Annotated in this window: 19 protein-coding genes, 1 pseudogene and 1 riboswitch; of the genes and pseudogenes, 13 read left to right on the forward strand and 7 right to left on the reverse strand. The window is 36.5% G+C overall.

The genetic code is table 11. The annotated features are described in order from the left end of the window. Positions 1–33 precede the first annotated feature (33 nt). A pseudogene (locus SJW71_RS00850) lies at positions 34–3,968 on the reverse strand (S8 family serine peptidase). Positions 3,969–4,300: 332 nt separating this feature from the next. Further along, positions 4,301–4,347, forward strand: a riboswitch (PreQ1 riboswitch). Positions 4,348–4,470: 123 nt separating this feature from the next. Here SJW71_RS00850 and queF point away from each other — a divergent pair. From queF to SJW71_RS00875, 5 genes are all read left to right on the forward strand, one after another. Then, positions 4,471–4,971, forward strand: coding sequence for a preQ(1) synthase (queF, locus tag SJW71_RS00855; RefSeq protein ID WP_322605765.1), 501 nt, complete (start codon positions 4,471–4,473; stop codon positions 4,969–4,971). 104 nt (positions 4,972–5,075) lie between these two features. Beyond that, positions 5,076–5,735 (forward strand): 7-cyano-7-deazaguanine synthase QueC, encoded by a 660-nt coding sequence (gene queC, locus SJW71_RS00860; RefSeq protein WP_431811653.1) that lies wholly within the window; start codon positions 5,076–5,078, stop codon positions 5,733–5,735. A 3-nt stretch (positions 5,736–5,738) separates the two neighbouring features. Next, a complete protein-coding gene (gene queD, locus SJW71_RS00865) occupies positions 5,739–6,209 on the forward strand; it encodes a 6-carboxytetrahydropterin synthase QueD (protein WP_312506367.1) in 471 nt (156 codons plus the stop codon). After that, complete coding sequence (queE, locus tag SJW71_RS00870; protein WP_312506368.1) at positions 6,202–6,930, forward strand: 7-carboxy-7-deazaguanine synthase QueE; 729 nt, start codon at positions 6,202–6,204, stop codon at positions 6,928–6,930. The genes queD and queE overlap by 8 nt, the downstream gene beginning before the upstream one ends. Positions 6,931–6,977: 47 nt before the next feature. After that, the gene (locus SJW71_RS00875) at positions 6,978–7,517 is read left to right on the forward strand and encodes a VUT family protein (protein ID WP_274795061.1); all 540 of its coding nucleotides are present in this window, start codon (positions 6,978–6,980) and stop codon (positions 7,515–7,517) included. Between the two features lie 254 nt (positions 7,518–7,771). Here SJW71_RS00875 and SJW71_RS00880 read toward each other — a convergent pair whose 3' ends face one another. After that, positions 7,772–9,775 carry a YhgE/Pip family protein gene (locus SJW71_RS00880; protein ID WP_431811654.1) on the reverse strand — a complete coding sequence of 668 codons (2,004 nt, stop codon included), beginning with the start codon at positions 9,773–9,775 and terminating at the stop codon, positions 7,772–7,774. A gap of 120 nt (positions 9,776–9,895) precedes the next feature. Between SJW71_RS00880 and SJW71_RS00885 the strand changes: the two genes are divergently transcribed. Further along, the gene (locus SJW71_RS00885; RefSeq protein ID WP_274795059.1) at positions 9,896–10,786 is read left to right on the forward strand and encodes a LysR family transcriptional regulator; all 891 of its coding nucleotides are present in this window, start codon (positions 9,896–9,898) and stop codon (positions 10,784–10,786) included. A gap of 98 nt (positions 10,787–10,884) precedes the next feature. On the opposite strand, the gene SJW71_RS00890 is transcribed toward SJW71_RS00885, so the two are convergent. Further along, the gene (locus SJW71_RS00890; protein ID WP_274795058.1) at positions 10,885–11,862 is read right to left on the reverse strand and encodes a tRNA dihydrouridine synthase; all 978 of its coding nucleotides are present in this window, start codon (positions 11,860–11,862) and stop codon (positions 10,885–10,887) included. A 217-nt stretch (positions 11,863–12,079) separates the two neighbouring features. On the opposite strand from SJW71_RS00890, the gene SJW71_RS00895 reads away from it, so the two are divergent. Then, positions 12,080–13,957: a leucine-rich repeat domain-containing protein gene (locus tag SJW71_RS00895; protein ID WP_431811655.1), complete on the forward strand. Its 1,878-nt coding sequence runs from the start codon at positions 12,080–12,082 to the stop codon at positions 13,955–13,957. 143 nt (positions 13,958–14,100) lie between these two features. Further along, positions 14,101–14,694, forward strand: a complete 594-nt coding sequence (locus SJW71_RS00900) for a hypothetical protein (protein ID WP_431811656.1) — start codon at positions 14,101–14,103, stop codon at positions 14,692–14,694. Between the two features lie 131 nt (positions 14,695–14,825). Here SJW71_RS00900 and SJW71_RS00905 read toward each other — a convergent pair whose 3' ends face one another. Both SJW71_RS00905 and SJW71_RS00910 read right to left on the reverse strand, forming a co-directional pair. Beyond that, a complete protein-coding gene (locus SJW71_RS00905) occupies positions 14,826–16,463 on the reverse strand; it encodes a thiamine pyrophosphate-binding protein (protein WP_274795055.1) in 1,638 nt (545 codons plus the stop codon). A 32-nt stretch (positions 16,464–16,495) separates the two neighbouring features. Beyond that, the gene (locus SJW71_RS00910; RefSeq protein ID WP_431811657.1) at positions 16,496–19,273 is read right to left on the reverse strand and encodes a bifunctional diguanylate cyclase/phosphodiesterase; all 2,778 of its coding nucleotides are present in this window, start codon (positions 19,271–19,273) and stop codon (positions 16,496–16,498) included. Between the two features lie 401 nt (positions 19,274–19,674). Here SJW71_RS00910 and SJW71_RS00915 point away from each other — a divergent pair, with 401 nt between their 5' ends. The 4 genes from SJW71_RS00915 (at position 19,675) to SJW71_RS00930 (ending at position 22,167) form a co-directional block, all read left to right on the forward strand. Then, on the forward strand, positions 19,675–20,349 hold the full coding sequence (locus SJW71_RS00915; protein ID WP_431811658.1) for a peptidylprolyl isomerase: 675 nt from the start codon (positions 19,675–19,677) through the stop codon (positions 20,347–20,349). Between the two features lie 153 nt (positions 20,350–20,502). Continuing rightward, positions 20,503–20,934 (forward strand): sigma factor, encoded by a 432-nt coding sequence (locus SJW71_RS00920; protein WP_431811659.1) that lies wholly within the window; start codon positions 20,503–20,505, stop codon positions 20,932–20,934. Continuing rightward, complete coding sequence (locus SJW71_RS00925; RefSeq protein WP_431811660.1) at positions 20,900–21,079, forward strand: sigma factor-like helix-turn-helix DNA-binding protein; 180 nt, start codon at positions 20,900–20,902, stop codon at positions 21,077–21,079. Before SJW71_RS00920 ends, SJW71_RS00925 begins: the two co-directional genes overlap by 35 nt. After that, positions 21,076–22,167, forward strand: a complete 1,092-nt coding sequence (locus SJW71_RS00930; RefSeq protein WP_431811661.1) for a DUF4179 domain-containing protein — start codon at positions 21,076–21,078, stop codon at positions 22,165–22,167. The genes SJW71_RS00925 and SJW71_RS00930 overlap by 4 nt, the downstream gene beginning before the upstream one ends. A gap of 41 nt (positions 22,168–22,208) precedes the next feature. On the opposite strand, the gene SJW71_RS00935 is transcribed toward SJW71_RS00930, so the two are convergent. After that, positions 22,209–22,541: a BRCT domain-containing protein gene (locus SJW71_RS00935; protein WP_274795050.1), complete on the reverse strand. Its 333-nt coding sequence runs from the start codon at positions 22,539–22,541 to the stop codon at positions 22,209–22,211. An 82-nt stretch (positions 22,542–22,623) separates the two neighbouring features. Between SJW71_RS00935 and SJW71_RS00940 the strand changes: the two genes are divergently transcribed. Next, positions 22,624–24,153 carry a histidine kinase N-terminal 7TM domain-containing diguanylate cyclase gene (locus tag SJW71_RS00940; protein WP_431811662.1) on the forward strand — a complete coding sequence of 510 codons (1,530 nt, stop codon included), beginning with the start codon at positions 22,624–22,626 and terminating at the stop codon, positions 24,151–24,153. 60 nt (positions 24,154–24,213) lie between these two features. Here SJW71_RS00940 and gnd read toward each other — a convergent pair whose 3' ends face one another. After that, a complete protein-coding gene (gene gnd, locus SJW71_RS00945; protein WP_322611474.1) occupies positions 24,214–25,614 on the reverse strand; it encodes a decarboxylating NADP(+)-dependent phosphogluconate dehydrogenase in 1,401 nt (466 codons plus the stop codon). Positions 25,615–25,636 lie beyond the last annotated feature (22 nt).

A 25,636-nucleotide genomic window follows, 5' to 3' on the forward strand; every position in this document is an offset into this window, starting at 1 on the left:
CGCAATTTCTCTTTTTGCTTGAACTAAAATTAATTATAACTCAACCTCGGTAACTTCATTATTATCTTTACCGTTACCGTTGCCGTTGCCGTTGCCGTTGCCGTTGCCGTTGCCGTTGCCGTTACCGTTGCCGTTACCGTTGCCGTTACCGTTGCCGTTACCGTTGCCGTTACCGTTGCCGTTGCCGTTGCCGTTGCCGTTGCCGTTGCCGTTGCCGTTACCGTTGCCGTTACCGTTGCCGTTACCGTTGCCGTTACCGTTGCCGTTACCGTTGCCGTTACCGTTGCCGTTACCGTTGCCGTTGCCGTTACCGTTGCCGTTGCCGTTACCGTTACCGTTGCCGTTGCCATTACCGTTACCAGGCTTTTCAACCACCACATCAAATGTTAATGTGTGATCACCATACGTTACTGTAATTGTCGTAGTACCTTGACCTTTTCCTTTTACAGCCCCCGCTTTTACAGAAGCTATTTTATCGTTTGTTACTTCGTAGGTTGCAAGCGTTGTAACATCTTTTTCTGTTGTTTTTCCCTCAAAAGTAGTTACTTCAGTAATCTTAACTGAAACTTCTTTACCTATTCTAGTTTCAACCTTAGCTTGGTCAATTTCTAGTGTTACGATTGGTGTTTCTACAACAGGTGCTTTAACTGTAACATTTATCTTAGCTTCATTATCACCGTATGAAATAGTAATCGTAGTCGTGCCCTCACCTACAGCAGTTACTAATCCATTTGCTACTGTTGCAACATTTTCATCTCCAACCACATAAGTAGCTTTTGAAGTTACATCTTCCTCTGTTGCTTCACCTTCTGGAGGAGTAGATGTCTCTGTTACCGTAAGTTGTGCAGTTTCTCCAGCTGTTAGGTTTAACTCTGTTGGATTGACAGAAAGCGTTACTTTTGGTTCAACTACATCTTTTTCATATATTAAGGCTTCACCAACATTCCCGGCAGCGTCTTCAATTTTTACAGATACAGCATTAGTTTCTGCTGTTACTGGGAATGTGAAGCTACCGTCTTGATTTAATTCAAAAGGAACTGGTGCTTGTACTTCGCCATTAATCGTCGAAATATAGGAAGCTTTTAATTTATCATTTAAATTGTAATTTAAACCGTATAAATATAACTCTTCATTGTAGTCGATATACTTATCTGTTACCTGTCCTGTAGCGACACCTTCAGTAACTGAACCAGTAATTTCTGGTTTCGTCGTTTTCACGATAATTGGTCCAACATAATCGGACACTACTCCTGATGCCGCAAGACCAGTAAAGTCAATTGTATAGAGACCATCTGGAATTTTTGTGGCAGGTTCTGGTCCCCATGGTTTGTACTGCCCAGCAATATTCAGCGTATAAGATCCTTTTCCTAGTGCAGTACCTGCGTGAAGATAGCCGATGTAGCCGTCACCATATTCTCCACCTTGAGGATTCATAATATCCCAAAGCTCGATATAGTTAGTTGTTACATCTCCAGTTAATGTAAATGAAAGGACAGCTGAATCTTTCACTCCATCACCGTTGAAGGATAGGTCTGTTTCTGTAATCTTTAAATCTTTAAGTTCAGTTACTGCCTCGCTGCCAAAGTCAGCTGCGAATGGTAATGAAATTTCTGTAGCTCCACCGCTGATGTGAATATACCCTAGTATTTCAGAGCCGTTTGGTGCAGTAGCTTGTGAAGCGGTTAATTTAATATTTAACAATTGCTCACCAGCTAGGTTAAATGTTGGCTGGTCGACTGTAACAGTTGCATCACCAAATGTTTTTGTCACATCAATTGATACGTTATAATTACCGCCGTTCCCTTTTATATCTTTTACTAAAATTTGTTTTGTTACGGAAATATCCTGATCTTTAAGTGGTTGTGGACCGAACGTAACTGTACCTTTCAAGTTTTCTGAAACAGCTCCAGTTCCATCTAAAATTGCACTATCCAGTGCATAGGCAAGAATTTCTGGATGCGCTGCAGCATAAGCATTTACACGACCTGCTCCTTGAGAGAACACATCGTATTTTGTTTTATCTAAAACCTTTGCTGTATTAGAAAGCGCCACTTTTATGTCGAACGCGTTCCAATCAGGATTTGCTTGTTTAAGTAATGCAACAATACCTGTAATATGCGGTGTTGCCATAGAAGTTCCTGTTTTACGATCATATGCTTCTGCATAATCTGCATCAGGGAAATCCTTTTTATACATTGGAATCGTTGACATAATGTTTGTTCCAGGTGCACTTACATCTGGTTTAATATCAAAGTTTGGTGTAGATGGTCCACGGGAACTTGAATCGTTTACTTCATCTCCTAGTGTCTGTGTGGAAGTAAATTGACTAAAGCTAACTTTTCCAGTTCCGCCTGCTAATGCAGCTCGAATTGCATCGCCATCCGTTTGGGACATATCAAATGTTGGTAGAAAAGCAAATGAATCACCAAGGAATGTACCTGAAATATTAGGTGCATTTGTTCCACCAGCAAAGTTATGAATAATTGTTGCGACAGCTCCATTTGCCTTTGCGTTCGCAATTTTATCAACAAAGGCGATACTGCCACGAGAGATCAATGCCACTTTACCTTTTACATCGATTCCCTCAAAGTCCTTTACTTCCCCGTTTCCAGGGATAGCAACTAGGTCAAATTCTCCTTGAAGCTGTGTTGCTAAATCCCTTCCAAAAGTTGTTCCCATTAATGGGAGCTGTTTTGTTAAGTTGTAGTCACCAACTGTAACATTTACTTCCCCGTTATACTTTGTTTCAGGATTTGTTGTGTTACCGACAGCAATTCCTAAACGAGCGGTTGCAGGCGTGCCCATTGTTCCGCGATTTGGGCCGGAGTTCCCTGTCGCAATTACTCCGATTGTTCCAGCCATCATTGCATTATTAATAGCAAATGAACCAGCATCCGTTTCAGAGTTAGCTCCCCCACCAAGAGAAAGGTTAATAACGTCCATTTTTTCTGTTACAGCTGTTTCAATTGCTTTAACAATACCAGATGTAGCTCCACTTCCATATGCACCAAGAACACGGTAAGCATAAAGGTCTACTTTTGGAGCAATTCCTTTAATACCAAATTTGTTTGCTCCGATTGCTGCAATGGTTCCAGCAACATGGGTACCGTGAGAAGTATAGAACGAGCTTCCTTTTTCATTAAATTCAGGTGTTCCGGCAGGACGCTCAGAAGGCAATGTTTCCGATGCATCGTCATCTGCTCGAGGCTTCGTGTAAGTTGATGAATTTGGAATAAAGTTTTTCCCCCCTTGTAAATTCCAGCGAATTCAGGGTGATCTGCGTCAATACCAGTATCTAATACTGCTACTTTTATTCCTTGTCCTTCAATTCCTTCATTCCACAGCTGTTCGATCCCAAGGAAAGAAATACTTGTGTTCATTTGGGCCTCTAATTGATCTTCCTTAATAAGTTCCGATGATTTCATTGTATTATCTTCTGATGCGTAAACAATTGCATCAGGTTCGATTAATGTAATTCCTTCTATTGAAAGCAGTTTCGGGAGATCATTTGCTTTCACTGTTGCCGCAAAACCGTTTAAAACAGTATCAAATGTGTAGCCTTGAGTCATTTGAACATTTTTAGTAGCTAACTCTTTTTTTACTTTTGCTTGTTGAGCTTTTACATTTGAACGTACTTCATTTGCTCGCGCATTAGAGAACTTTTGGCCTTTCACCTGGCTCATTCCCTGCTCTAGTGCCACAGGCGTTTCAGATAAATGTACGATGACTGCAACTTCTTGATTGCCTGATACATTTTGTAAGCTTTCGTGAAGAGTTGGACCATCTTTAGACAAGCTTAGCTGTTCAGCGATAGCCGCCTTAAGTTGAAGTATACTTTCACTTTGACTATCCTGTTTAAATGGTTTAGATTCTTCAGCACTTGCGCTCGATAATGGAACCAATAGAAAAAGCACCATAACGAAAGCTATAATACTACTTAAAAACTTCATAAACGTAAACTTTTTCAAAACTCATTTCTCCCTCCACATTTAATTATCACACTAAACAAAAAAGTGTGATAATTCAAATTTATCACAGGAGTAGTAATTCGAATATCGGAATATTTGAGTATACCAAAATATTGATAATAAGTATTAGTTTATCAATTATATTTTAATTCTATTTTCCTAGTAATGTAATTAAAAAATAGAACTTTAAAATGAGAAAGGACTTACAGAAATATATTCATTTTGTCAATTTAATTAGTAAAGCACAAATAGGAAAGATTTTTTTAAAATCTATTTGACGTTCTGTATTATTTTTTGTACGATATGGAAGAAAAGAATGTGCCCGGACTTGTACGGGAGAGGTTCATAGCTGATACCCTCTATAAAAAACTATGGAAACATGACATTATGCCATGTCCATATCGGACGTGGCTTTTTTATGTTTTTACTTATGTTTTAATAGAATGATTGGTAATGCCTCTCTTGAAAAGTGTTGGGAAACATTTTACAAGGAGGTTTTTTTATGTCTGGTCGAAGTCATGAAGAAGGACTAAAGGATTTAACATTGTTGGGTAACCAAGGTACACAATATTCATATGATTATGCACCTGAAGTTTTGGAAGCAGTAGATAATCTTCATTCCAATCGAGATTATTTCGTTAAGTTTAATTGTCCAGAGTTCACTAGTTTATGTCCGCTTACAAATCAGCCTGATTTTGCAACGATGTATATCTCGTATATCCCTGATAAAAAAATTGTTGAGAGTAAATCACTAAAATTGTATTTATTCAGTTTTAGAAATCACGGAGATTTCCATGAGGATTGCGTTAATATCATTATGAATGATTTAATTACATTACTTGACCCAAGATATATAGAGGTTTGGGGGAAATTTACTCCACGAGGTGGTATCTCGATCGATCCATGGTGTAACTATGGGAAGCCAGGAACTAAATACGAAGAAATAGCCAATTATCGTTTAATGAACCACGATCTTAACCCAGAAAAAATTGATAATCGATAAGTGAAGCAAGAAAGAGGTTTTTAGCTACCCTCTTAAAAAAACTAAGAAGAAAGCAGCACTTTTTCTTAGAGTGCTGTTTTTTCGATATAAGGGAGTCTTTATGGATGAAGAAGGAAAAAGCGATTGTTGTATTTAGTGGAGGTCAGGACAGCACAACATGTTTGTTCTGGGCAAAAGAACGTTTTAAAGAGATTGAGGCAGTAACTTTTGATTATGGTCAAAGGCATCGTCTGGAAATTGAATGTGCGAAGGTGATAACAGAGGAGCTTGGTGTCAAGCATCACATTCTGGATATGTCACTCCTGAATCAGCTTGCCCCGAATGCATTGACACGACAAGACATAGAGGTGAAGGACGGAGAAAATGGTGAGCTTCCATCAACTTTTGTGCCTGGTCGAAATCTACTTTTTCTTTCATTTGCTGGCATCTTAGCGAGCCAAGTGGGAGCAAAGCATATTGTAACGGGTGTGTGTGAAACAGACTTTAGCGGATATCCGGATTGCCGAGATATTTTTATTAAATCCTTGAATGTAACGTTAAATTTATCTATGAATGATTCTTTTGTCATTGATACACCGTTGATGTGGCTGAATAAGGCACAGACTTGGGGGCTTGCTGATCAGCTTGGGGCGCTTGAGTTTGTTCGAGAAAGAACGTTAACTTGCTATAACGGTGTCATAGCAGATGGCTGTGGTGAATGCCCAGCGTGTAACCTGCGAAAAAAAGGGCTTGATGAGTATTTGAGTTATAGGAAGGAGTTTTAAGACATGTCAGATTATAAAATCGTCGAGAGGCTCCAAAAAATAGATGAGGATATTCAAAGAAATCAATTGAAATACCATGCAAAGCGTGTTCTCGTAAGCAAAGAATTTACCTTCGATGCTGCTCATCATTTACATCATTATGAGGGGAAATGTAAAAATCTGCACGGTCATACCTATCGTGTCATATTAGGACTGAGTGGCTACACAGATGAACGTGGTTTGATGATTGATTTTGGCGATATAAAAGAGATATGGAAACAAAAAATAGAGATTCATTTGGATCACCGTTATTTAAATGAAACACTTCCACCTATGAATACGACGGCAGAGAACATTGTTGTTTGGATTTACGAAAAGCTGACTGAGGCCTTGCTTGATGAAGGATATAACGGTGCGTGTGTAGAGTTTATCAGGCTTTACGAAACTCCTACAAGCTATGCAGAAGCAAGACGGGAGTGGATGGAAGTTGAGTAAAGTACCTATTATCGAAATTTTTGGACCAACAATTCAAGGTGAGGGAATGGTAGTTGGCCAGAAGACAATGTTTGTAAGAACTGCAGGTTGTGATTATTCTTGTTCCTGGTGTGATTCATCATTTACGTGGGATGGTAGCGGAAAGCATCTTATTGTCCAAATGACAGCAGAAGAGATTTGGTCTGAATTAAAACGTCTTGGTGGCAGTGGATTTTCATTTGTTACGATTTCGGGCGGTAATCCTGCACTCTATCCAAATTTGCAAGAGCTCATTGCGATTTTAAAAGAAAACAACATAAAGGTTAGTGTGGAAACGCAGGGAAGTAGATGGCAAAAATGGATGTATGAGATTGATGAGCTGACAATTTCACCAAAGCCACCTAGTTCTGGAATGACTACGGACTATTCGATGCTCTCAAATATCTTCGAAAAACTTAAAAATCGAAACAGTAATCACCATACATCCCTCAAAATAGTCGTTTTTAATCAAGAGGATTACGACTATGCTAAACAAATTCATCATCGTTATCCAACGATTCCTTTTTATCTCCAAGTTGGTAACGATGATCTTACGTCGATTGATAATTCACGAATAGCTATCCATTTATTAGATAAATATCATGAGCTCATTGATCGAGTAATAAAGGATGAAGAATTAAGAGATGTCAAAGTACTACCACAGTTACATGCCCTTGTTTGGGGGAATAAAAGAGGTGTATAGGGGTGCCATTACAATAATGTCTTGAAATTGATTTGAGGAGTAATAGGATGAGAATACTATTTTATTTATTATCTATTGTCGTTGCTAATGTGGTAACGGCAGCATTTGCGCCGTTACATTTTGGTATGTTTATCGTGCCAATGGGGACGCTTTTAATTGGAGCGACTTTTATTTTTCGCGATCTTGTGCAAAATAAATATGGTAGAGCAAAGACATATATAGTTATTATTACAGCTTTAATTTTATCAGCAGTAGTGTCATTCCTTCTAGGGGATACACTTTTGATTGTGGTAGCGTCAGCCCTATCATTTGTTGTCGCTGAAACGGCTGATACAGAAATTTATAGTCGATTGAAATTACCAATGGCATGGCGTGTGCTCTACAGTGGAATTGTTGGAGGATTTCTGGATTCTGCTATTTTCGTAGTAATCGGCTTGAGTCCATTGGGGGCTAATATGTTGCCTTGGGAAGCGGTGCCTGCCGCCATTTTTGGACAAATTATTGTGAAAACGATTATTCAAATGTTCGGTGCACTAATTTTAGGCCAAGTTGGTGCAATGAAAGAAAAACGTCTTATTTCAGGATAATTTTTTGAAATATGATGAAGAGAGCTTTTCTGTAAAAGAAGTGTTTCAACAACATGGCTTTAGATGAAGTATTGCATTTCCTTTTCTATATTTTTTAAGAAATATAGTCTTATACTAGTTGCGTCGGACCATAACTTAAGCAACAGAAATTATAAAAAAGTACCAGTCCTCATGGGCTGGTACTTTTTCTTCAAAGTTTAAAAATACTATTTTTATTTTATCTAGCAAGTTCAACAAGTATTATTCTCGAATTATTACTTTACCATTTCTAAGGCTGCTGGTTCTTTATGCTGTATATGACTTGAAGTCCAGCCGATGATGAAAGCGAGTAAAAGGTAAATAAGTAATATACATGCTTGTGTGATTAAGTTTGACCAGCCACCGAGAGAAACAACCTCCTGGAAGCTTTTCAATGAGTGGGCCATCGGTAAAAACCCTCCAACCCTAGCTAACATTGGATTTTCAAGTTCTCCTGGGAAAGTTCCGCCACAGGTTGCTAGTTGAAATACTAAGAGAGTGACAGCTAGTAATTTACCAAGATTCCCTAAGAGAATAATAAGCATCAGGATGAAGGTCATGAAAGTAAATGACACGATAATACTTGATAGGATAAATAACGGTACACTTGCTACTGCTAATTTAAATCCTAAAAGTACGACCAGGTCCACGATAAGTGTCTGAATTATTCCTATTATATAAACTAATCCTAGTTTATTAATAAAGTGAACTGTTCCAGTTACTTTTAGACGTTCTCTACGTCCTAAAGGTAGGATGTTGGCTGCCATAATGCCTCCTACAAAGAAAGCAAGTGATAAGAAGTAAGGAGCAATGCCAGTCCCGTAATTCGGAACTTTGGATAAATGGGATTCTACCAATTCAATTGGTTGTGCAAACATTGTTGAGGTAGAGTCATTGTATTGAAGATTAGACGTTTTTTCTGCAGCTTCATTTAGCTTTGCTGATAATTCATTTGAGCCAATTGCTAGAGAAGAAAGCCCGTCTTGTAGGTCCGCTAATCCGCTTGATTCATGACTGATTCCGTTTGCGAGAGTTGTAATGCCAGTGTTAAGTGTTGTATAGCCTGTCATCCATTTTGTAAACCCACTAGCAAATGCATTCGTACCCTCTTGTAACTGTTTTGCTCCTTCAGTAGTCTGAGTAATGTTAGCACCTAACGTTTCCATCCCAGTTTGAAGCGAAGCCTGTGCAGTAGTAATTTTTTTTGCAGCTATTTCTATCTGATCTTGGTCAGATTTTAAAGTAGTTTCTGTCGTAGATAATTTTTTAGATAAAGCAATAATTTGTTGGAGTTTCCCATCCTGATTTGCTTCAGGATGTTCTTTTACATATTGAGTTATTTGTTCCTCCAAATTCTTAGCGGTGATAGCTGCTTGTTCTTGTCCCTGAGCTAACTTTGTATTTCCAACAGACCAGTTAGTAATGCTTTGGCTTACTTGATTCATTCCCGATTGTAGAGAATGTTCACCATCCGTAAGCTGATGTAACCCCTTATATAAGGAATTAGAGCCGGTTGTAAGTTCATTTACACCAGAAGATAAGCTCTTTTGGCCAGCTGAAAGTTCCGTGCTCCCTGTTTTAAGTTTTTGTGCCCCTTCATCTAAACTTTGAATACCTTCTGTTAACCTTCTACTTCCGTTTTGTGCATCAACAGTGCCGTTATAAAGTTTCTGTGCTCCAGTTCCTGCATCCATGAAGCCAGCTGAAACGTCCTTGAATTTAGTTAGAATTGTTTCAGAATAGATCTTCGTGACATTGGCATTGATTTTTGTATTCATTTTTTCAACGGCCGTTGTAGTAATTTGTGAGGCTACATAGTTTTTCCCTGGATTGACTTCATATAAAAGTTTAGCTGGTTTTGGTGTTTTATCCATGACCGTTGTTATGTTTTTAGAAAAATTCTTTGGAATTTTAATAATCATATAATAGTCGCCAGCTTCAAGCCCCTTTTTGGCGGTCTTGGCAGAGACAAATTGAAAATTTAACTCTTTGCCTTTTTTTAATTGAGCAACAAAATCATTTCCGATATGAATGGCTTTATTATTGATAGTAGCGCCTTCATCAAGATTGACAACTGCTACGGGAAGTTTATCTAATTGTCCATATGGATCCCAATAGCCAGCTAAAAAGAATCCTACGTAAATTAAAGGAACAAGTGTAAGAAAAATTAAAGCAATGCGTCCATGCTTATGTTTCCAAATGGCCACTAAGTCTTGTAATACTAATTGTAATCCTTTCATGAAATATCCTACCTTTCTTTATGCAAAAGATTATTTCATCTTAATCTAATATGTTGATGTTGTATAATACATAAAAGGTTATGCATAATAGATTTGAGTCTATGATAAAGGGGAGTCTGCATGGAACTTTTGCAATTAAAATACTTTCAAACAGTTGCTCGGCTGGAACATATGACGAAGGCAGCAGAACAACTTCAAATTGCCCAGCCATCCCTTAGTAAAACGATTTCTCGTTTAGAGGAAGATTTAGGAGTGGAATTGTTTGATCGGGAACATCGGAAAATAAGTCTGAATGCAGCTGGAAAAGTTTTTTTAAATCGTGTGGATCGAGCTTTTGCAGAATTGAATGAGGGTCAAAGAGAACTTAATCAATTTATCGATCAAGATCAAAAGAGTATTACATTAGCAGTTACCATTCCAAGAGTGTTACCTTCATTATTAGGTTCTTTTTTATCGAAACATCCCGATGTTCGTTTTCAACAATTTTTAAAATCTGTTTCTTCTATGAAGAAAATGCTATTAGAAGGGGATTTAGATTATTGTATTTCTTCAATTCCAATTGAAGGAGAGGGCGTAAGATGGGAGCCACTCATTACGGAAGAAATATTTTTGATTGTACCACCTAATCATCAGCTAGCAGAGAGGGAAAGTATCCGGCTTGAAGAAGTGAAGGATGAAGCATTTATTAGCATGAATACAGGGTATGGATTCCGAAACTTAACTGACCAGTTTTGCCGGGAAGCAGGATTTGTTCAACATATTGCTTTTGAGGGGGACGAACCTACCGTTATTTCAGACTTAGTTAGGCAAGGATTAGGTGTAGCTTTCGTTTCTGAATTATCATGGGTACCTAAATCAGGACAGTTTCCGCATAAGCTTCGAATAGTTGAACCAACTTGTCAACGAACAATTGGATTAGCCTGGTCCGAAAAGCGCTACTTCACACCAATTGCAAAGCAATTTCGCTTATTTGTTTTAGACTATTTTTTATCAATTTCTCAAAGTAAATAAAATGACCAATCTTTATAGTCATAGTTAAGAATATACGTTTACAAGTAAAGCAAATATAAAGGAGATTGGCATTGCCAGTCTCCTTTAATGTGGTCGATCTACTCCGTTAATACATTGGCAGTATAGGCAGCTAATAGTTCACGTACTTCGTCAGTCGAATGGGCATTTAGTAATTGAACTCTTAATTGACTAGCCCCTTTGAAGCCACGTACATATATTTTAAAGAAGCGTTGTAATGCTTTAAATGAGCGCGTTTCAAATTCTTTAGAGTAATGATCATGGAGATCCAGGTGAAGGGATAGCAAGCTAAGGTATTCTTTAGCACTATGCTCTGTCGGCTCCTTTTCAAAGGCAAACGGGTTTGAAAACACACCTCTGCCTATCATTACACCATCGACACCGTATTGCTCAACTAGCTTTAGGCCTGTTGAACGATCTGGAATATCTCCGTTGATCGTCAGCAATGTTTTAGGAGCAACTTCATCTCGCAGTTTTTTGATATCTGCAATTAATTCCCAATGGGCTGCAACTTTGCTCATTTCTTCTCGTGTACGAAGATGAATAGAAAGATTGGCGATATCCTGTTTCAGTATATGAGTGAGCCAATCACGCCACTCGGCTACATTTGTAAAGCCAAGTCTCGTTTTTACACTTACAGGTAAGCCTCCTACCTTTGCGGCTTGAATGATTTCAGAGGCACGTTCAGGATGAAGAATTAAGCCGGCTCCTTTGCCTCTTTCAGCCACATTATCGACAGGGCACCCCATATTAATATCGATACCTTTAAAGCCTAGTTCCTTCATTCCGATACTCATTTGACGGAAATGTTCAGGGTTGTCTCCCCAAATATGTGCGACAATCGGCTGCTCATCTTCTGTGAATGCTAAACGGTTACGTACATTGTCCATACCATCTGGATGACAATAGCTCGTTGTATTGGTGAATTCCGTAAAAAATACATCGGGCCGTCCAGCCTCACTAATGACATGACGAAAAACGACATCTGTCACATCCTCCATTGGAGCTAAAATGAAAAATGGCCGTGGTAAATCAAGCCAGAAATTATTTTGATTCATTGATGAATATCCTCTCTTTCCAAAATACTACCTTGCAAAAAGATATCATATTTACTTTATTTCTACATAATTAATGCTTCTGCAATTAGTGGGAGATTAAATGTAGTACCCCGCTGCAATTTATGATGGATAATAATTAGTATTTCAAAGAAATATTGACATTTATTTTTCGGGCAACTAAGCTTAATTGAAAATAGAGCTGGGAAGGGGACTGCCAGTGGAATTGATTAAATTAAATTGCCCAAATTGTGATGGGAAAATTGAATACAAAGAAGGGCAATCATTCAAATGTCCTTATTGCGATACTGAAATAATGTTGAAAGAGAATAAGGTGTATTATGTAGATCAAACCATTCATAATTATTACGGAACACCTTCTCCTAGTACGATGCCACGCCCAAAATCAAATCTAAAGGTGCTTCTTATTGTGCCGATTATAATCCTTTGTGCATTTTTTGGTTATTTTCTTTTGGGTAGCAATCATACAGAATACGGCAATCAAGAGCAAATCCCAGTTCGAACAATGCCTGAAAGCGAAGTGTTATTATTCTTTTTAAAAGATATTTTTGAAAAAGGTGAAGTATTGCCCACTCGAGAAGAAATCGCAAGCATTCGTTATTTGGCCGCCTATTATTCTGACGATCAATGGCATTTTGATTACAGTCTCGACGATCCATTTACAAATAAAAACGCCAAGATTTCCACTTATATTATGATGGATAAGTTATTGAATACACAAAAAATCGAACAGAAAGATTTTGAAGCCTTTACAGGACTGGCTGTCTTAAAGCTTATGAATGATTATGAAATCTCACAGAGTGAAAATGTAAGCTTCCTACATCTGAAAAACTTAAAGAGCTATACAGGTAGCTTTAATGAATCATTTAGTAAAATTGCGGAATATTTTAGCGATAAATCTAATGTTATAGAGCTCTCAATTCAAATACGAAGTAATAATGAGCTTGCTTTATTATTAGAGTTTCCTAATCTTCAATCACTTGAAATTTCTTATATGACGGAAGAGGTTACAGATTTCCAGCTACTAAATAAATTACCACTAAAATCGCTGTCATTAAAATCTACCAACGATTTAAAGTGGTTGTCTACACTCACTAATTTAGAATCGTTAGCAATAGAAATTAGTGAGGCGACAGATTTTAACTCACTTTATTCATTGAATCAATTACAAGAATTGAAACTCTCATCAGTAAGAAATTTAAAAACGCTTGATTTTATAGATAATATGCCTAACCTACAATCACTTGATCTTGAATATATGAACATTACGAATTTAGAAAAACTTAGAAATAAATCATCTTTGACAAAGCTGCGTTTATCTTCTCCAGGACAATTAGAATTGCTTGATATTGTGAACAGTCTATCATCACTGACTGAGTTATCGGTAACTGGTTATTATGGAGATACGTCAACAATTGTAGTGCCCCATTTGAAAAAGGCCGAACTTCCAGGTTCTTTTATAGAAAAGTTAGAGGCGCCAGCTTTAAAAGATTTGACGGTTTATATAAGTGGGGGAGCAGGAGTGTCCTTTGATGGATCAGAATTACTGAAATACCCACAGCTAGAACAACTTACAGCAAGAGAATATGGTGATTTTACAGGTATTCGTTCTTTCAATCAACTACCGAATCTGCATACACTTAACTTTAATGAGACAGCGTTTTTTCAAGAAACAAGTGAATTATTCAATTTACAGCATGTAAAAACCTTAAATTGTTATAAATGTAGTCTTCAATTAAATAGTACGCAACCATTCACGAATAATGTGTTGGAGCATTTAACCTTGAATGATGTAACGAGTCGAATAGGTAATGGTGATTGGGTACAAGATGTTGAGAAGGTCATACCTTACTTTGTAGACTTTTCAGCTCTCCGTTCATTCACGTTACAAGATAGTTCCTTACAATCGTTAAATATTATGAAAAACTGGCAACAAATTGAGGTTCTTCATCTGGAAAACAACGCTATATCAAATGTAGAGCCTTTAGTGAATCTACCTAATTTGAAAAAGCTTTATATTTTAGGAAATCAGGTGCAAAATAAGTCTGTTCTAGACAAAGAAATTGAGATTTATTGAGGGTAATGAACCTTTTAGTTGCTATAGAATTTATACATTAAAGGCCTGGTCTTTCGTAATTGTTAGATTTAAAATTGTGCGAGAAGCAAGAGAATTTACCTCTTGCTTCTTTAGTAGTGTTATAGTTTTTATGGGAGGGTTGAATGATGAAAAAGGCAGAAAAGATGGATCAGCATTTAAATTCTTATGGAAGAAAAATGAGTAGTTCTGAGATTTTTCATGTTGTTGATTTAATTTTTGGTATTAATTTAGATAAAGCACCTATTCTATCTAAAAAGTTAAAAGAGACGTCTTTATCTTCAGGGAGAGGGGTAATAGATTACCATCTACATCAATACGATGGGGCAATAACAGGGGCAAAGATACGCAAAATAATAAATGAAATTTTTGGTGTTAATTTAGAAGCAATATCCTCATTAGAAGGATCACGACTTTCGTTATATTCAAAAGATCAGTGGATTGTTCAACATGAAAAAGACTTATTTGTAGTACACACTGGTGCAGGAGATGTGGATGTGAAGGTCTTTCCTACAAAGTATTTCACTGAACACACAGGATTAGAAGAGCTCTCAGCTGACTTACAAGATGCTCTCACAGGTTTAGGGTATTACTACAATGAAAAAATGGCCAGCTATTATTTCTCAAACCCCTCAGGTGAAGCAGTTTCAGATGCTTTTAAAGGACAAACAATAGGGGCTATACTTGGAGTTATTCGACATTCATTTTCTAATTTGTAAACAATTCGTTAGGTTTAGAGTCGGGAACTTATAATACATAAACAGTTTATAGTAAGATCAAAAAATCATATAGAGGGGAGAGATTCTCCCCATCTATATGATCTTTTTATAGTTATGATGCTTTAACGGTTCTATTTCCCAAAAGACGATAAAAATTTAACTCGGTCTCCCATAGGAGGTGTGTTATGATCTGTTAAAACTACTTCCAATACAGCTGGTCCATTTAAATTCATTAAATTATTAATCATATCGTTAGTAATATCTTGTAGTCCAGTTACTTGGAAACTCGGTATATCCATCGCTGAAGCCATAGCACTTATATTAATTGGATTTTGCTCAAAGGATGGATGAGTACGTTGAAACTGTAAAGCATGTCCATGATATACCATGCCTAAACGAGCATTATTCATGACAATAAATAAAATCGGTAAATTATACTCTTTCGCTGTTAATATTTCCATTCCATGCATGAAGAAACAACCATCACCAGTGATACATACAACAGGACGTTCAGGTTCAGCTAATTTCGAACCAATAGCAGATCCAATCCCACTTCCCATTGCGCCAAAATGAACATTTATATTAAAAGTATCATAATCTAAAACTTTCATATGATGAATGACATAGGACATAAACTCTCCGATATCGATAGTATACCTTGTAGATGCTGGTAAATATTTTTGAATATTTAACAGAACATTTTTCGTGTTATATTCCTCTGCATTTTCAAGAATTTCTTTATTTTCTTTAATCTCAAGGGAGGTTCTTGTTAAACCTTTCGCTCTTAATTCTTCAATAAGTAATAATAAACTTAGATTGATATCACCTAGCACGGGCATATCAATCTCGTATTTTCGATTGAAGACGGATTGGTCAAAGTCCATCTGTATAGAAAAGCGGTTTTTTGTAAGATTTAAATTGTAGTTATTTGTTGCTGTTTCACCTAAACTTGAACCTACAATTAATAATACTTGTCCATCTCCTTCAGCTATCAATTCTGAAGCGGCTTCGTGACCAGCAAAACCGAAAACGCCAACGAGGAGAGGATGATCCTCTGGAATGTACCCTTTGGCTTGTGGTGTTGTAATAATAGGCCAATTAAGAATTTCTGCTAATTCTAATAATGATTCAACAGAATTTCTTACCCCTTGTCCTACCAAAATATAACCATTTTTTCTTTGTATTAGCTGTTCGGCTACATTTTTAATGGTATCTATTTCAGGAACCATGGCTGTTCTTTTTGGTGAAGCTGGTATTTCTACGTTTTCAACTGTTTCATGTTGAACATCTATTGGTATAGCAATATGTACCGGACCAGGAACTCCCGATATAGCAATTTCGGAGGCTTTTACTATTTCCTTTAATAAATCCTTTGATTCTTTAACAGTTACACTATACTTGGTAACTGATTGGAAAATTGGTTGCGCATCCAATTCCTGAGAGGCATTTAGACCAATTGTATTAACAGGAACAGCACCGGTTAAAAATAAAACCGGCAAATGCTCTCGCATGGCATTTGCGGCACCTGTTACAAGATTTGTCCCCCCTGGACCACTACAGCCAATACATACACTTAGATGATTTGTATACTTTGCGTAAGCAGCAGCCATATATGATGCTGCTCCTTCATGCTTTGTGACAATCGGTGTTAATTCCTTCATATCATAGAGTTCATCAAAAAATGCATTGACTGAACCTGCTGGAATGCCAAAAATATATTGCACACCGCTATTTTTTAAATACTCTAAGACCGTACGAGCTGCTTTCATTTTAAATCTCCTTTGCTTAATAAATTTAAACACTACTTGAAATATTTTTTCATAATTTCTCCAGATTTCATAGGCTTGCTGAAAAAATATCCTTGCATTAAATGACAATTTTGTGCCAATAAATAGTCTGCCTGTTCTTTGGTTTCAACTCCTTCGGCAATAACCTCCAGTTTTAAGTTTTGAGCAAGCGTAATAATCGTATTCGTAATGGCTGCTGCGTCATCCGTTAACATTTCTTGAACAAAGGATTTATCAATTTTTAATGTAGAAATCGGCAAGTTTTTCAAATAACCTAGGGATGAATATCCAGTACCAAAATCATCAATTGCTAAATTTACCCCAAGTCCTTGCAGTTGTGTCATCGTTTTTAAAGTTACCTCTGTATTTTTAACAATGAGATTTTCCGTAAGCTCTAGTTGTAAATACTCGGGTGACAAATCTGTTTCCTTTAGGACGTTTTTTACAATAGCAAATAAATCATTCTGCTCGAACTGATGGACAGATAAATTCACCGACACACTAATTAAAGGACATCCCTGGTTATGCCATTCTTTTAATTGCTTGCAGGCTTCCCTAAGAACCCACTCACCTATAGGAACAATTAAACCTGTTTCTTCAGCAATGGGAATAAACTTATCCGGTGCTATCATTCCATGTTTTCGATGATTCCATCTTAATAGAGCTTCAACACCCTTAATTCTATTTGTTTTATAATTTATTTGTGGCTGATAGAAGATAATTAGTTCATCTCGCTCTAAAGCTTTATATAAATCATTCTCAAGTTGGATACTTTCAAAAGTTCTTGTATCCATCCCTTCGCTAAAGAAATGGTAGCTAGTACCGGGTGTTTCTTTTGATTTGTACATAGCTGTGTCTGCATTTTTTATTAATGTTTCTGTAGTCTCACCGTTTTCAGGAAACAGGCTTATACCGATACTTGTTTTAATGTAAATTTCATGGTCTATTAAATTAAAAGGTTTAGAGAAGGAATCATTTATACAATTAATAACCTTCAAAATGTCGTTTTCACATTTAATATTAGGTAAACAGATTGTAAACTCATCCCCACCCTGCCTTGACACGGTTGCATCTTCTGGAACGCAAGCACTTAAACGTTTGGCTACATTTTGGAGCAATAGATCCCCATAGCTATGACCGAGTGAATCATTTACTAATTTGAAACGATCTAGATCTAAATAGAGAACTGCTAATTTTTCACCATTCACTTTTGCAGATTTTAAACCTTGAGTTAATCGGTCTAATAAAAGAATTCGGTTGGGTAAATCTGTTAAGCTATCAAAATAAGCGTGGTATTTAATTTTCTCTTCTAGTTGCTTTCTTTGTGTTATATCTTTAAATGTCACAACTTCACCTACGACATTGTCTCCTTCTTTTATTAATGAGGTTACATATTCGACTGGAAAGTTTGAATTATCTTTTCTAAAAAAAACTTTGTAGCTATTAAAATTTGTGTTTAAGAAGGGTGAAACCATAATTTTGTCCTCTGTTTCACAGCCACTCATTATAATATCGACTGATTTTCCAATCAGTTCCTTCTCTGTTTCATATCCCAACATGTGTGCACCCGCAGGATTGCAAAATGTAATGTTTCGATCAAGATCTAACCCAAAGATCCCCTCCCCTGCGGAATTGAGAATCAACTCCTTTTCACGGCTAAGCTGCTGTAACTCTGCGACAACTCTTTCAAGCTCTTTATTTTTTTCTCTTACTTCGGAGGTTCTTTCCTCGATAATGATCTCTTGCTTTTCCATATATAACAGGTTTGATAATGCAGATGCAGTAGTATCAACAATTGATTGGGCTAATTGTAATTGAGCTTCTGAGTAGTAGAATGGCTTTTTCTCAAGATTTACAATAGAGATTTGTCCTAAAATCTCACCCATTGATATCAAAGGAAACATAACTAAACCGTTTATGCCAAAATTGCGACAGACTTCATGATTAGGTCTGTCATCCTCAAAGACATTTGGAATAAGAATGGCCTTTTTGGTTTCAAAAACCTCCTGCATTACAGCATCATTGCTTTCATCAATTTTTATTTTATTATGTGTTTTTAGCCAATTTTCTTCTGTCCAATCGCTATCCTTACTCAACTTTGCTGGTTTAATATTCTTTTCTGCTAAAGGGTCTAATAGGTGAACGCCAATATTTTTATTGTCTAGAACCTTTTCTAAGTAAAAAAAGCATTTATCAAGACTCTCTTGTAGTGAAGAGCACATTGATAAGTCACGTGTAACATCCAGCAGCAACTGTTTTTCGTTAATAAGGTGTTCTTTATAAGCTAAGTTGTTTGCGTTTTGGATAGCAACAGCAGCCATATTTACATATGCTTCAACCGTTTGAATTTCTTCCTCTGTTAAGTTCATTGGAATACCATAATCAAATAAAAAAACAAGACCAAATAATTCTTGCTCAAAGGAAATAGGTAGTACTAACAAAGATTTAATATGAAATCCTTCAACAGCTCGAGGGTCAGGTCGATTATCCTTTGACGTATCAGGAATATAGATTGTTTTCTTTGTTTCAATTACTTCTTTAGCCAGTAAATCTATTTCGGTGTCAATAATATGCATATTCAATGTCCAACCATTAATTACTTCTGGTTTTCCAACATACCCTCTAAATGTTCCATCTTTTTGTGGCAGATAAATGCCCACAGAATCACATTTGACGATTTCTTCAGATATTGCAGTTGTTACCTGCTCCAATACTTCACGTAAATCTAGCTTCATGTTAATCATCTTCGTAATATTGGCCAGTCGAGAATACCTTGTTTGTTCCATAGACATTTAAGTGAACCTCCCATTTTGTATCGTTGTCCCATAGAAATTTTTATTAAATTTTTGCTTTATTCGTATCGAATGTCTCATTATTTTCATTTTACAGTAGTAATAAACATGTTGGTAAAAAAATGTAGAAATTAGTTAAAAATTTTTAAAAGTATTCTAAGTTTTTGTTATTAGCTTTATAAAGTAGGACTACAATCCTTCTTTATGTGAAGTTCAGTTATCTTTCTTTTGATATGTATTTAATAGGAAAATTAAATCTACCATTCCTGGCATAATTGTTCTAATGCTATGAATAATACAAAGGTTTTTATAATCTTGCTGATAGGAACTACCTTGATTTGTTGTAAATAACCCGATAGTTTTATAATGAATAGACGGTTAACAAGAGGAGTTGAAAGAATATGTTCGCACGTTTTAAAGGTTTCTATTTAGTGTTTTCACTGTTAGCAATCGTTATGATGTTGACAGGCTGTGGTACTGCTAAAGATAGTGAGCAAACAGAGGGAAATACAACTAAGGAATCTCAGAAAACAGCTAATTACGCATCAGAGGTAAAGGAAAAACCAATAGTAACCATTACAATGAATAATGATGAGAAAATTGTCATTGAATTGGAGCCTACCGTAGCACCGAACACAGTTGCTAATTTTATTTCCTTAGTAAATAAAGGGTTTTATGATGGCCTTATTTTCCACCGTGTGATTCCTGATTTTATGATTCAGGGTGGAGATCCATTAGGGAATGGAACTGGTGGACCAGATTATTCGATTGATGGTGAGTTTTCTTTAAATGGTTTTGACAATAACATGAAGCATGAACGGGGTGTTATTTCGATGGCTCGTTCGAAGGACCCTAACTCTGCCGGCTCTCAATTCTTCATTATGGTCAAGGAAGCTCCGCACCTTGATGGAGATTATGCTGCTTTTGGAAAAGTCATCGAGGGTATGGAAACAGTCGATGCAATTGTTGCAGCTGAGCGAGATGCTACAGATAAACCACTAGAAGATCAACAAATGAAAAAGGTTGAGGTTGATACGAAGGGCTTTGATTATCCAGCACCTAAGGTAAATAAATAGTTGATGTGAAGTGATAGATATTTAAATAAGTAAAAGGCTAAATCAATGACGATTTAGCCTTTTATATTGGCTATACAATTCAAAATGTAAATATTTTTAAATAATATGAGAACAATTCCAAATATTAGCGATGTTTTGTATGAAGGGTCCTTTATGATTGTGAGAAGAAAGGGTGTTTGGATGAGGATAACAGCTGAAAACTTTATAAAGCATCTAAAGAAAAATCGAGAAGAAGCACTTCAATACGTGATTGATGAATGTATCGGAATTGTAAAAGCTATTATTTACAATGCCTTAAAATCTTATAATGATCCTCAAATAATTGAAGAATGTATAAGTGATACTTTCTTAGGTGCATATGAAAATGCTAAACAGTTCAAGGGAGATAAAGAGGATTTTAGAAAATGGATTTGCACTATAGCGAAGTATAAAGCTATTACGAAGCAAAGAAAGCTATCTAAAGCGCCATTTTTTTATGAAATTGAAACAGGAAATGCAGTAAAATCTGCTGAGGATGAATATTTAATAGTCATCTACAGAGGAGTTACTTATGATGATGAGTCAATTGGAGCAATTGGACCGTGATATTTTTACAATGAAATACTTTTTAAATATGAAAAACGAAGAAATTGCTGAGCATTGTGGTTTAACAAAAGCTGCTATTAATAACCGATTATATCGTGGGAAAAAAAGATTACAGCAAATTCATTTAGGGGGGAGTATGTCATGAAAAAGCTATATCAACAATTTAATCATTTAAATCTTGATCATATAAATATAGAGCCAATGGAAGTGAGTACGCTTGAAAAAGAGAGAATTAAAAGAAATGTGTTAAAGGCAAAAAAGAAAAAGCACTTTATTAGAAATTTTGTTGCTGCAGCAACCTTTTTCATCGCTTCTAGTATTACAATTGGCTATGCATTTCCTACATTTGCAGCGAATATGCCGATTATCGGAAATATCTTCGAGTTGTTCATTGATAACGAAAAGTATGTTTTCGACAATTATGATGAATACTCTACAAATATTGGAATGGTCCAGGAGAGTAATGGGATCGAAGTATCTGTAAACGATGCTGTATATGATGGAGAAAATATTACCATTGCGTACACCATTAAAAGTGCGAAAGATTTAGGAGAAAGGCCAGTATTATATGGTGAAAATCGTGAACTAACTGCTAAGGAATTTGGTAAAAGGTATCAATATGGAGGCTATGCCACGAATCATTTGGTTCAAAAGATAAACGACAATGAGTATGCAGTATTATATATTTTTGAACTCATCAGAGGCTCAAAGCCTGAGGAAGTTCATATTACTTTTCAAGGAGATCAAGTTGTTGATTTAAATAATGTGAATAATGCTGTGGCAGGAAATTGGTCATTTGAATTTACTTTAGGGAAGCTTGAAAGTAAAACACAGCGTATAGAAAAAGATAGCATGAAAACGGAAGCGGAAGGTATAAAAATAGAAGCTTTTAAAATAACGAAAACCCCTATCTCTACAGCAATTTATCTTTCAGAAGAGGTGTTTGTAGAGAAGGAAAATGGTGAATGGCGAGGGGCTGGCATTGAATATGTCGTGAAAGATAATTTAGGGAATGAGTATAATGTTATTCATTTTAGAGGAAATAGTCATAATACAGACTTTGTAGGTCGAGGAAATTTCCCACGCATTGTTATTAATAATTTTGATAAACAAGCAACATCTATAATGATCACTCCTGTAGTAAACTTCTACAAGATCAAGGATAGTACAGGAGCATTGGAACTTATAAAAGAACCGTATACAATAAAGCCGATCGTTGTTCCGCTGCAATAAGCATAAAAAAGGAGTATGTAAATTGATCTTACATACTCCTTTTATTTTTGAATGTCCTCTTTCATCGAAATAAGCCATAAAAAATCATCCTCTATTATTAGTTGAATGTCATGACCCTGATTTATGAGGTGTTCTGCTTTACGTTGTTTAGTACTAATACCACGACGTTTATCTCCAAGAATAACGAAGTCTGTTTGCTGTGTAACGGCGCCTTGCAAGGACCCTCCACAAACTTTTACTTGTTTAGCTGCTTCTGAACGGGTCATTGTAGAAAGAGCTCCAGTAAAAACAATTTGTTTATTAAAAAACGGGTGGGTTAGGCTTTCGGCTGGATCTGTAATAAAAATGATTTCAGGGTTGTCCCTATTAGTCATACTGGTACTCCTTAAAAATTTTTTAGCTACCATTTGAGCAATAAATAAATAAATCCACAAAATTTTAAAGAGGTACATAGACATGAATTCACAATTGACTGCTTTTATTACTCTTGGCTGCACATCGGGTGTACTAAATTTGTATTTATGTTTATACGTATTTCTACAACGATTTAACTATACAAAAATTGCGCATTTGTTTATTAGTTATACCGCATTAATATCGATATATTGTTTTGCCTCTGCTTTTGGTTTAATAGCGACAACATTGGGGGCAATAAAGTTTTGGACCGCTATTCAATACGCAGGTATGGCCACTTCAACACCTCTCGGACTATTGTTTATCATGAGATATTTGGGCTTTCAACTGACACGGAAAAAGGTAATTGCACTACTTTCCATTCCCTTTATCAGCTTAATCATGGTTGCTACAAATGATATGCACCATTTTCATTATAGAGTATTTGAAATTGACCCTGTATTGGGATCACCTTATATTCATCAGGAAATTGGAGTATGGTATATCATACATGGGATATTTACATTTGGCTGTATGTTTGTAGCATTTTTATTAATAGTAAAGCAATGGAAAGAAACAAGTAAAGCCTATCGAAAACAACTCATTGCTTTAATGTGTGGTCAGCTGATCCCTATGGTAACCGCATTTATTTACTTGTTGGGCTTAACACCTCAAGGAGTTGATCCCGTTCCAATGGTGTTATGGGCTTCCTCACTGTTGTATTTATGGTCAATAAGTTCCTCTCGTTTATTTAGCGTCATGCCTATTACTAAGGATGTAATATTTCATAATATCAATGATGGTGTCATTGTGCTAGATGAATCGTCACGATTAATAGAGTTTAATCAATCGTGTAACCAAATGTTCCCTCAACTATCTAGATCCATGTTTGGTATGGACTTTGCCCAGGTGTGGCTCCAGGTAACTGGACAATTTATGCCCTTTAATTTGAAAGCGATAGAGAATACGCAAGAAATTGAGCTAAACCATATCAATCGTACTTATCAAGTACGTATATCAGCACTCCAGCATGTTAATCATGGTAATGGGTTACTGCTAATTTTCACGGATTTTACTGAAGTAAAAAAGCTACAACATATGTTAGAACAACAGGCTTACTATGATGAGCTTACACAAATCTATAATCGTCGAGCTTTTTTCAAACATCTAGAAACGTACGAAGAAGCTACTGGCTTTACAGTCGTTTTAATGGATATTGATCACTTTAAACATGTAAATGATACGTATGGACATGGAACTGGGGATCAATTACTTGTTCATGTTGTAAAGGCTTGCCAGAGTGAGCTGAAAAATGGACAATTTTTTGCAAGGTATGGCGGTGAGGAGTTTGTTCTTACACTCAAGGGCTATACATTAGCTGAAGGTGAAAAATTAGCAAATCAGCTCTGTCGCAGCATAGAGACTTCTCCCCTTATGACTATTGTGGGCACTATTAGAGCGACGATTAGCTGTGGAGTGGCAGAGGGTAAAATTGGAGAAGAGTCGCTTTATCAGCTTTTGAATAAAGCCGATAAAGCCTTATATGCAGCAAAAGAAGCAGGACGTAATCGAGTCCATGTTTATAGAGAATAAAAAAAGCTAAAATATACAATCAGTCATCGATAGGGAATGATGTATATTTTAGCTTTTTACTTACCAATTTGTATGGAAAACACCTTCTGCATCAATACGTTCATACGTATGAGCGCCAAAGTAATCACGTTGGGCCTGTAACATATTGGCATTTGATGAACCTGTGCGATAACTATCATAATATGTGAGAGAAGCATTTAAACATGGGAATGCATTACCTGCTTGTATACCTTCACACACAATTTTTCTCAATCCCATTTGATAGTCCTTCGTCTTTTCTGCAAAGTATGGGTCAATTAATAAATTATCTAGAGTAGGCTGCTGTTGGTAGGCTTCACTAATAACATTTAAGAACTCTGCACGGATAATACAGCCGCTACGGAAAATTAATGCAATATCCTTTAATGGCAAGTTCCAGTCATAAAGTTCCGATGTCATTTTATATTGTGTGAAACCTTGCGCATAAGCACAGATTTTACCCATATACAAAGCTTGTCGTACGTATTCAACCCAAACCTCTTTATCAAGGCTTTGTTGATTGTAGTCAGGTCCTGTTAATACAGCCTCCGCACGAACTCGCTCCCCTTTTAATGATGAAATATAGCGTGCAAATAAGGCCTCTGTAATAATGGATGTAGGAATACCATTATCAATGGATTGCATACTAGTCCATTTTCCAGTCCCTTTTTGACCTGCTTTATCAAGAATCATATCAATTAGCGGTAATCCCGTTACTTCATCTTTTTTTCTTAAAATGTCAGCTGTAATTTCGATTAAGTAGCTTTTTAGTTCGCCTTGATTCCAAGTTTCAAAGATAGTAGCAATTTCCTCAACAGATAACCCAACATTTTTTCTTAAAAATGTATAAGCTTCGGCAATTAGTTGCATATCTGCATATTCGATTCCATTGTGGACCATTTTAACGAAGTGACCTGCACCTTTAGGGCCAATATACGTACAGCATGGCATCCCTTTTACTTGTGCTGCGATCTTCGTAAGAATAGGCGCAGCTTTTTCATAGACCTCTTGATCTCCACCTGGCATGATAGAAGGACCTGTCAATGCACCAACTTCACCACCAGAAATACCAATGCCTAAATATCCGATTCCTAGTCCCTTTAATTCATCATATCTACGCTCAGTATCTTTATAGTGTGAGTTACCACCATCCATAATCACATCGCCTTTTTCAAGGAAAGGCACTACAGACTGAATAACAGAATCAATAGCGTTTCCTGCTGTAACCATTAAAAAAATCTTTCTTGGTTTCTCTAAAGATTGTACGAAGTCTTCTATATCATAGTAGGGAGTAAGCGCCTGTCCTTCGACTTTTTCTAGAAGTTTGTCGGTTAAATCTCGTGTGTAATTATAAACGGCTACTTGCTCGCCATTATTAGCCATGTTTAAAGCGATATTACTGCCCATCACGCCTAAACCAATAACGCCTATTGTATTTAACATTGTGCCCGCTCCTTTTTATACA

This window comes from Lysinibacillus sp. FW12 (assembly GCF_050817245.1).
Lineage (GTDB): Bacteria > Bacillota > Bacilli > Bacillales_A > Planococcaceae > Lysinibacillus > Lysinibacillus irui.